General features: G+C 61.8%; 10 protein-coding genes. 8 read left to right on the top strand and 2 right to left on the bottom strand.

The window, feature by feature from the left end; all coding sequences use genetic code 11:
• The first annotated feature begins 106 nt into the window (after window positions 1-106).
• Together VFL62_RS02115 and VFL62_RS02110 are read left to right on the top strand one after the other, a co-directional pair.
• On the top strand, window positions 107-2,497 hold the full coding sequence (locus VFL62_RS02115) for a glucose/quinate/shikimate family membrane-bound PQQ-dependent dehydrogenase (protein ID WP_325170727.1): 2,391 nt from the start codon (window positions 107-109) through the stop codon (window positions 2,495-2,497).
• 119 nt (window positions 2,498-2,616) lie between these two features.
• Window positions 2,617-3,090, top strand: a complete 474-nt coding sequence (locus VFL62_RS02110; RefSeq protein WP_325170726.1) for an NUDIX domain-containing protein — start codon at window positions 2,617-2,619, stop codon at window positions 3,088-3,090.
• Between the two features lie 7 nt (window positions 3,091-3,097).
• Here the strand turns inward: VFL62_RS02110 and VFL62_RS02105 are convergent, their stop codons facing one another.
• Both VFL62_RS02105 and VFL62_RS02100 read right to left on the bottom strand, forming a co-directional pair.
• Entirely contained in the window at window positions 3,098-4,183 is a 1,086-nt protein-coding gene (locus VFL62_RS02105) for a flavodoxin family protein (protein WP_325170725.1), read from the bottom strand.
• 55 nt (window positions 4,184-4,238) lie between these two features.
• The gene (locus tag VFL62_RS02100; protein ID WP_325170724.1) at window positions 4,239-5,036 is read right to left on the bottom strand and encodes an SDR family NAD(P)-dependent oxidoreductase; all 798 of its coding nucleotides are present in this window, start codon (window positions 5,034-5,036) and stop codon (window positions 4,239-4,241) included.
• Between the two features lie 199 nt (window positions 5,037-5,235).
• Between VFL62_RS02100 and VFL62_RS02095 the strand changes: the two genes are divergently transcribed.
• The 6 genes from VFL62_RS02095 to VFL62_RS02070 form a co-directional block, all read left to right on the top strand.
• On the top strand, window positions 5,236-5,415 hold the full coding sequence (locus VFL62_RS02095; RefSeq protein ID WP_325170723.1) for a CsbD family protein: 180 nt from the start codon (window positions 5,236-5,238) through the stop codon (window positions 5,413-5,415).
• A gap of 22 nt (window positions 5,416-5,437) precedes the next feature.
• Complete coding sequence (locus VFL62_RS02090) at window positions 5,438-6,049, top strand: hypothetical protein (RefSeq protein WP_325170722.1); 612 nt, start codon at window positions 5,438-5,440, stop codon at window positions 6,047-6,049.
• A gap of 6 nt (window positions 6,050-6,055) precedes the next feature.
• The gene (locus tag VFL62_RS02085) at window positions 6,056-6,568 is read left to right on the top strand and encodes a DUF305 domain-containing protein (protein ID WP_325170721.1); all 513 of its coding nucleotides are present in this window, start codon (window positions 6,056-6,058) and stop codon (window positions 6,566-6,568) included.
• A 114-nt stretch (window positions 6,569-6,682) separates the two neighbouring features.
• Window positions 6,683-7,246, top strand: a complete 564-nt coding sequence (locus VFL62_RS02080) for a c-type cytochrome (RefSeq protein WP_325170720.1) — start codon at window positions 6,683-6,685, stop codon at window positions 7,244-7,246.
• Window positions 7,247-7,266: 20 nt separating this feature from the next.
• The gene (coxB, locus tag VFL62_RS02075) at window positions 7,267-8,250 is read left to right on the top strand and encodes a cytochrome c oxidase subunit II (protein WP_325170728.1); all 984 of its coding nucleotides are present in this window, start codon (window positions 7,267-7,269) and stop codon (window positions 8,248-8,250) included.
• Window positions 8,250-9,274: cbb3-type cytochrome c oxidase subunit I (locus VFL62_RS02070; protein ID WP_414644578.1), on the top strand; the 1,025-nt coding region annotated here is incomplete at its 3' end. The genes coxB and VFL62_RS02070, both read left to right, overlap by 1 nt.

The raw sequence follows: 9,274 nt of genomic DNA, 5'->3' as shown, positions 1-9,274 counted from the left end.
TGCTTGAAGATCATCTTGTCATCCGCTTTTGCGCTGGTGAACCGGAAGAAAACGGCGACGCCGGCGCAGATTTCAAGATTCTTTAGGACGAGTCATGGATCGCGGGATGTCGGCCGACTCATCGATCCGAGCGCACGCCCCTCTTCTGACGGCCACTGTGACAGTTGTTTCGGTGATGGGCTTGGCCCTTGCCGCTGGAGGAATCTGGCTCGTCGGCCTTGGCGGGTCGCCTTATTATCTGATCGCAGGTGTTGCGCTCCTGCTCACGGGCTGGCTGCTCGCCATTCGTCACGCCGCGGCACTTTGGGTCTACGTCGCGCTGCTGATGGGCACCATGATCTGGTCGGTCTGGGAAGTCGGACTTGATTTCTGGTCCCTTGCGCCGCGCGGCGATGTTCTCGTTCCTCTCGGCCTTTGGTTGCTGTCTCCCTTTATCGTTTCCCGCCGTTCGGGTGGCTGGCGTACGGCGCAGCGTTCACTCGCCGTCGTCATCGCGATCTCCTTTGTCTTGCTCGCGGTGTCGCTGAGCCGCGATCGCTTTGATGTCGCGGGAATGCTGCCGACGGCCAGCGCCGGCGCCGCCATCATGACGGGTGAGCCGGCGGCAAAAGTGGACTGGACCGCCTATGGCGGCAGCGGTCTTGGTTTGCGCTATTCTGCTCTGAGCGAGATCAACAAGGACAACGTCAAGGACCTCGTACTCGCCTGGCAATTCGAGACCGGCGACAAGAAGGGTCCCGACGATCCGGACGAGTTCACGAACGAAGTCACACCGTTGAAGGTTGACGATCTACTCTACACCTGCTCACCGCATCAGATCGTGTTCGCGCTGGATGCCGCGAGCGGAAAGCTGCGCTGGAAGTTCGATCCAAAAATCGGACATAACAAGACCTTCCAGCATATGACCTGCCGCGGCGTCTCGTATCACGAGACCGGGGCCGGCGCCCTCGCCGCCGACGGTTCGCCCGCGCCCTCCGAGTGTCCGAAGCGCATTTTCCTGCCGACCGACGACGGCAGGCTGTTCGCCCTGGATGCCAAGACCGGAAAGCCGTGCGAGGGATTCGGCAATCACGGCCAGATCGATCTCAAGGAGGGCAACGAGATCAAAACGCTCGGCTTCTATGAAGGGACCTCGCCCCCGGTTGTCACCGACAAGATACTGATCATGGGCGGCGCCGTGATCGACAACTATTCGACCCGGGTGCCTTCAGGCGTGATCCGCGGCTTCGACATCTATTCGGGAAAATTGATCTGGGTGTTCGATGCCGGCAATCCCGATCCCAATGAAATGCCATCCGATACACATCAGTTCACCGCCGGCTCTCCCAATTCGTGGACCGTTGCCGCCGTCGACGAAAAGCTCGGCCTGGTCTACGAGCCGCTCGGATCGAGTTCGCCGGATATCTGGGCCGGCCACCGCACCGCGGACCAGGAGCGCTACGACTCGGCATTGGTCGCGCTCGACATTGCGACCGGAAAGCTGCGCTGGTCGTTCCAGAACGTGCATCATGACCTCTGGGACATGGACCTGCCTTCGCAGCCGAGCCTGATCGACCTGCGCAACGATGCCGAGACGGTGCCTGCGATCTACCTGCCCGCAAAGACCGGAGACATTTTCGTACTCGACCGCCGCGACGGACATCTGCTCGTACCCGCTCCGGAAAAGCCGGTCCCGCAGGGCGCCGCACCAGGCGACCACACATCCCCCACCCAGCCGTTCTCCGATCTGAGCTTTCGGCCCCGCCAGATCCTGACCGAGGCGCAGATGTGGGGCAGCACGATGTTCGATCAACTGATCTGCCGGGTAAAGTTCCGCCGGCTGCGCTACGAAGGACCGTTCACGCCGCCATCGGAGCAAGGCACGCTCGTCTATCCCGGCGATTTCGGCATGTTCGAGTGGGGCGGCATTGCCGTCGACCCAAACCGCCAGATTGCAATAGCCAATCCCCAGTCGATCCCCTTCGTCTCGCGTCTGGTGCCGCGCGGCAAGGACAACCCGTCGGCTCCGGATTCGGCCCATCCGCCCGGCACCGAACTCGGGGTTCAACCGATGTACGGCGTTCCCTATGGCGTCGATCTCGGCGTCTTTCTGTCGCCGCTGCATATCCCTTGCATGGCGCCGCCTTGGGGGAGCCTGGCTGCTCTCGACTTGAAGACCAACAAAATCATATGGCGCCATCGCGTCGGCACTATTCGCGATCAGGCACCGTTACCGCTTCCGTTCAAGCTTGGCGTGCCTATGCTTGGAGGTCCAATCGTGACGGCGGGCGGCGTGAGCTTTCTCACCGGCACCATGGACGACTATATTCGCGCCTTCGACGTCGATGACGGCAAGCTGCTTTGGCAGGATCGCCTTCCCGCCGGCGGACAATCGACACCGATGACCTATGAAGCTGACGGAAGGCAATATGTCGTCACCGTCGACGGCGGCCATGGCTCCTTTGGCACCAAGCTCGGTGACTATGTGCGCGCTTACGCGCTGCCGCGCTCGCGGTAGTGTCCGCGCTTCGTCAGGGCCGGCAGAAACACTGGCAAGGTCACAAAACCCGTTCTATCTTTCGAACTCAGGACCGGCGTAGTTGCCGTTCACCTCCAACCATGTAAAGCCCGAGAGCAATGGCTTCCAAGAGCGCCGGGGTGCTCGCGTTTCGACGCAAGCGTGCCGACATCGAAGTGCTTCTGGTTCACCCCGGCGGCCCATTTTGGCGCAACAAGGATCTTGGCGCCTGGTCGATCCCGAAGGGCGAATATGCGCCTGGCGAATCTGCCGAAGCAGTCGCCCGCCGGGAGTTTCGCGAGGAACTGGGTCTCGAACTGCAAAAGGCGATTTTTCCGCTGGCCGAGGTCAGACAACGCGGCGGCAAGATCGTAATCGCGTTCGCGGTCGAAACCGACGTGGATGTGACGAACATCCACAGCAATACCTTCGAAATCGAATGGCCGCCCCGGAGCGGACGACACCAGCAGTTTCCCGAGATCGATCGCGCCGCTTGGTTTGATCTCGCTTCCGCATATGAGAAGATCAATGCCGGGCAGCGCGCCTTGCTCGAAAGACTTGAGGTGATCTGCGCTAGTGCGCCGAAAACCTGACGCGAAACTACCGCTGCTGTTTCGGATTTGTGTCCACCAGACCGCGCCCGGGGTTCTCAAGCCTCCCTTCCCTCGCAAGCTTGACCGCAGTGCCGAGCGCCCGGGCCGCATTTCCGACATCCTTCTGAAACGCCGCGTCGTCGTCGAGCGCGCGATGCGACGTCGCATAAGGTTCCATGTAGCCGACATAGCCGTCCACTTCTGCAAACCGGCCGGCCGAAACCAACGACATGTCCGTCAGCCAGTCGGAGAGCGAGCGCCGAACGCTTTCGGCGCCGACGGCGTCGCCATGGGCGACGATTGCAAAATATCGGCCCGCGAGGTGTCGTGGATACGGCCAGCCTTTCAGTTCGAGCGCCTTGGCCTCCTGCGCCGTCTTGCCATGGGTCGAACTGGGATCGGGGTTGCCTCCGTCAGCGCAAACCAGCCGGTCCATCATCGATTTCAAAGTCGTCGGGACCTGGTACCAATGAACGGGCGTGATGATCATGATGCCGTGGGCCGCGACCCAGAGCGGATAGATCTCGTTCATCCAGTCGTCCGTCTGACCGAGCGAATAGTTCGGATAACAACTGCACGGCCAATGACAAAGTGGCATTGAAGTCGCGACACAGGATTTGCAGGGATGGATGTTCTTGCCAAATTCGGATGTCAGTCGCGACAGATCGAGCACATTCACTGCCAATCCCATCGCTTCGAAGACAGTCTCGGCCAGCTTGACCATTCTCCAGGTTTTCGAACTCTCGCCGGGACAGGTGTGCTCGGTTCGCGGCGAACCATTGATGACGAGAACCGCCGGCCTCTGGCTCCGGTCGTCATGCTTGCGCTGCGCGCGCAGGATCGCTTCGCGCGCGGCCAGCCAATCGACAGCGATTTGGTACTCCGGATCGGAAAACCCCTCGCCCGCCTTCCGTGTAAGCGGCGATTTCCGCGAATGGCTGTAGGCGTCCCAGGCGACCGCGATCACCAGGTCAAGCTCGCGTTGAAGGGGGTCAAAGACAGGGTCGGCGAAGCGAAGGCGATAGCGCCGCTCGAACTCTTCGCGCGGCATTTTGACCGGCGGCATTTCCTTGCGAATGTCAGATGCCGCCAATGTTGCAAACCTCCGGCCCTTGGAGATCGCTCGCGTACCGCCGACCTACTTGACGCTACGACCGTTGCGGCTTCGCCGTTCCCGGCTCCGCCATCTTGCGATGCTGCTTGGCGAGCATGCCCGCGGGCATGACATTTGCAGCCGCCGACTGAAGCTTGTTCTTCATGCCGGTGACGATGTCCCCCTCCCCGCGCATCATCGCATCGAAACCGGCCCGGGCCACTTCGGCGGCATCGTCCTTCTCCGCGGTGCCGACCTGGGTATCCATCATGTCGGCGCGCTTGAAGAACTCGGTCTCGGTGGCCCCCGGCATCAAGCAGGTCACGGTGAGATTGGTGTCGCGCAGCTCCTCGCGCAGGGCGAACGAGAACGAGTCGAGGAAGGCTTTGCTGCCGTTGTAGACCGCCTGAAAACTGCCCGGCATGAAGCCCGCGATCGAACCCGTGATCAGGATGCGCCCGGAATTGCGCCGGCGCATGTCGTTGCCAACCTTGTGAATTAGATAAACCGTCCCTGTAATGTTGGTGTCGATCACCTTGCGGGCTTTGCCGAATTCCTGGTCCAGGAAGGCGCGTCCCAATCCACGTCCGGCGTTAGCCATCAATATATCGACCGGCCGTCCCTGCGCCGCGGTGTAAAGCTTGTCGACACCTTCGGTGGTCGACAGGTCTGCCTGTACGGTCTGGATATTTCCACTGCCAACCTCACGCAGCTTGCTCGCAGCGCTCTCGATCTCTGGCTCGTCGGCAGCGATCAGAACGTCAAACCCTTGACGCAGGCAGCAGCGCGCCAGTTCGAGACCGATTCCGGTCGAGGCGCCGGTAACGACGGCAAATTGACGGGCCTCATGCATCAGCGACCTCCTGGTTGTCAGTTCGTCAATCGCGAGGCACGCGCGAATGTTCCTATGCTCCGGCTCCCGGCATTTAGGAACCAGCGACGATCTCCGCGTTGATTTTGCAGCGGCAGCGCCCGCCAAGCGGAGACTGGCTTCGATGAAAGCGAGGTCGGCTGCATCAACTTCGTGATCAATCCCCTTGTGTGAGGGCTCCATGTCAAAAGCCAAAACCCTCAGGAAGATTGTCGCCGGAAAAGCCAAGCGCGTCGTCGCGGAGGTGATCGGCGATCAGACGCTGGATGACGAAGGAAGGGCGCAGGAACAGCGCGCACGCGACGAAGATGAGGAATCCGGCGAGACCAAGCCGTTCGGCAACCTGGACCGGCCGACCTGAGCTCACCGGCGCAGCGGCGGCCATGTCGGAGCCCAACTCGACACCAAAGTCGAAACCAAAGTCGAACTGGATCGCGGCGGCCGAACTCGGCGTCATCAGCAGCAGCTTCTCGACGATCGTAAGTCAGCTTTCTGCCGCGCGGCTCGGGCGGGATGCCGCCGTCGACTGGATGACGGTGGCGGCAATTCCCGGACGTGACGGGATGCTCGGCGCCGACCCGTCGGGGAGCGCGATCTTCGTCGGGATCGCCTTTCATCAATGGGCTGACTTCTCCTGGGCTATTGTGTTCTTTGGCTTGCTGGGCCGCTGGACGGCCGGACTTTCGCCGCTGCGAACTCTTATGCTCGCCATTCCCTGGGCGGCGTTTTCCTCCGCGAGCGAGTGGCTGGTTCTGGTGCCGCTATTTCCGTTTTGGCAGCCGCTATTCCCGCTGCAGCAGCCATACTGGATCGGCCTGTTGGTACACATGTCATCCGCCGTCATGTATCCGTTATTTGCGTGGCTGCGGTGGCCGTTCGGAAGGGCGCCGAACACCACGAACGTGAAGATCGCGAAAGCGTGGGGCGCTGGAGGCGCAGTCGTCGTCTGTGCGCTCGCCGTCATTGCGCTCGCGAGCGAGTTAGGAATCGACTAGCCCTGGATGGGCGATGATCGCGAACGAGACCAGATCTACATGCGCCACATGACCACCCATCACGCGCAGGGCATCGAGCTCGCGCGGCTCGGCGTCGAACGCGCGAGCGATCCGCATCTCAAGGCGCTTGCCGCTCTGATGGTCGCGAGCCAGGCTGGCGAGAACAGGATCTTCGAAGCCTGGTGGAAACGCTGGTTCGCGCTTGCAATGCCCGCATGCAGCGCGCAGGAGCGCGCCGATATGCCCGGTTATCTCACGCTTGCGCAAATGCGGCAGGCGCAATCGGCATCTGCAGGTGAGTTCGACGGTATCTTCACGCATTTGATGACGATTCATCACGCCGGCGCGGTGCGAATGGCGGACGAGGCGTGGCGCGGCCACGGCGATCCGAGATTGAGGATCATGGCGCACGCGATCCGACATGAGCAGCAGGGCGAGATTGCCTTGATGAGACGCACCACGGGATTGGCTGCGGTGTCGGATGCCCTCAGAAACATGTGGGCAGACAACGTCAATTAGCGCGCGACCGGGAGCAGCCAAGTCCGCGTAGGCCGGCAGCCACGGTTCAAAATAGGAACCATCTTCAAAGCGAGGCATTAGGCATCGAGATCAAGCAGCACTCCAACCGATTTCATGCGAATTGTTGTCATGTTTGCTGCATTCGCGCTGGCCTTGGCGGGTTGCCAGCGGGAAGAGCGGGACCTTCGACTGGCTCCGCCGGTAGCCGCGGCGCTCGACCGAATTGCGCTGATGCCAGGCGGCATCAGCGGCGCGCCACCGCAGATCTACTACGCGCTCGACAGGCCCTACCAAATCAACGCCTACAATCTCGATCAGGGCAAGAGGCTCTACAGCTGGTTCGGCTGCAAGAGTTGCCATGCCGATGGGCGTGGCGGGGCCGGCCCCGCCTTCCTCGACGGCTGGTGGTACTACGGCCCGGAAATGGTCTCGATCTTCGCCTCAATCCGCGACGGTCGCCCCCATGGCATGCCGGCATTTCACAGCAAAATGACGACTGAACAAATCTGGCAACTTGCCGGCTATGTGCAGACCATCGGCGCCTATTCGGCGAGAACGGCTGCGCCTGGTCGGGACGATGACAAGCAGACGCGGCCTGCCGAAAATCGGGCTCCCGCTGCCAGCATGTTCGACGAGGGTCCCACCCCCGTACATCCGGACCAAGGTCCGACGCCGTGAGATTGCTTGCAGCCGGAGCGATGCTTGCCCTCGCCTGTACCCTTACCGGCTGCGGCGGATGGCAATCGGTGCTCGATACGCACGGCAAATCCGCCGCCGATGTGAGACAGCTGATTGTCCTTATTGTCGTCGTCTGCGCGCTGGTCTGGACGCTGGTGATGGTTGCCTTGATCGCGGCGCTGTGGCGCCGCCGGCGCGCGCGGCCGCGGCAGTCCACGCTCGATCAGCGCACCGAGCATCGCATGGCGCGCGCTGTCGCCATCGCAACCGTCGCGACAGCGATCGTGATCGCGGGCTTCACGGCGGCAAGCTTCTTCACCACCCGCGCGCTTGACGTCGCCGGAGGCGATGACCTCACGATTCGGGTTCACGGGTCGCAATGGTGGTGGAACGTCGAATATCTTGACCCGCAGCCAGGCAGGTCGTTTCAGACTGCAAATGAGATTCATATCCCCGTCGACCGCAACGTTCGCCTCCTCCTTGAAGGCGACGACGTCATTCACTCCTTCTGGGTCCCGAGCCTTGCAGGCAAACAGGACCTGATCCCGGGCCGGCCCAACGAAATCACTATTCGCGCCGATCGTCTCGGTACCTATCGCGGACAATGCGCCGAGTTTTGCGGGATGCAGCACGCGCATATGGCGTTCGTGGTGATTGCCGAAACGCAGGCGGCCTTCGATCAATGGTCGGAGGCGCAGCGCCAGCCGGCGACGGCGGCATCGGACGAGGAAGTCGCGGCCGGCCGCAACATCTTCCTCGCCAAACCCTGCGCGGCTTGCCACACGATCCGAGGCACGCAAGCCGCCGGCACCACCGGGCCCGATCTGACGCATGTCGGCGGCCGCCGGTATATCGCCGCCGGCCTGTTTGAAACGACCCGCGGTTCGCTCGCCGCCTGGATCGCCGATCCGCAAACGCAGAAGCCCGGCAACAACATGCCGATGGTGCCGCTCTCGCCGGACGAACTGCGTTCCGTTTCGGCCTACATGGCGAGCTTGAGATGATGGAGACCGTCATTCGAGCGGGTGCGCGCGACGACGATACCGATCGTCCGCTGCTTGCAGCAGCGCTCGCAGAAACCTGGAAGACGCCGTCCGGGTTCTGGCATGCGCTTGCGACCGTCGATCACAAGATCATCGGCAAGCGCTACATTTTCACGGCGTTCGTGTTTCTGGCGCTGGGCGGGGTTCTTGCGATCTTGATGCGCATTCAACTGGCCGGCCCGGAGGCCCGGTTTATCGGCGCCGATCGTTACAACCAGATCTTCACCATGCACGGCACCAACATGATGTTCCTGTTCGCCGTGCCGGTGATGGAGGCCATGGCCGTCTATCTGGTGCCGTTGATGGTCGGCACGCGCAACATCGCCTTCCCCCGATTGAACGCGTTCTCATACTGGATCTATCTGGCAGGCGGACTTCTGCTGTGGATTGCATTTGCGCTGGACATGGGGCCTGACGTCGGCTGGTTCGCTTACGTCCCCCTGTCCGGACCGCAATACGGTGCTGGCAAGCGTGCCGATATCTGGGCTCAAATGATTACCTTCACCGAGCTCTCTGCACTGGCGGTGTCGCTCGAGCTAGTCGTCACCATCTTCAAGCAACGCGCACCGGGAATGAGTCTCGATCGCATGCCGCTGTTCGTCTGGGCGATGCTGGTGACATCGTTCCTGGTGATCATGGCGATGCCGGCAATCATGGTTGCCAGCACCTGCCTCATTCTCGACCGGCTGGTCGGCACGCATTTCTTCAATCCGGCCGAAGGTGGCGACGTGCTGCTTTGGCAGCACCTGTTCTGGTTTTTCGGCCATCCCGAGGTCTACATCATCTTCCTGCCCGCGGCCGGCATGGTTTCAACCATGATCGCGACATTCGCGCAGCGCCCGGCGTTCGGCTATCTGCCGCTGGTCATGGCGCTCATTGCGACCGGCATTCTCTCCTTCGGCTTGTGGGTGCACCACATGTTCGCAACCGGACTGCCTCGGCTCGGCGAGAGCTTCTTCACGGGTTCCAGCATGGCGATCGCAAT

It is taken from the genome of Bradyrhizobium sp., assembly GCF_035701725.1.
In the GTDB taxonomy this organism is placed as follows: Bacteria; Pseudomonadota; Alphaproteobacteria; order Rhizobiales; family Xanthobacteraceae; genus Bradyrhizobium.
The sequence above is the reverse complement of the archived record's forward strand: the minus strand, read 5'-3'. Positions and strand labels throughout refer to the sequence as shown.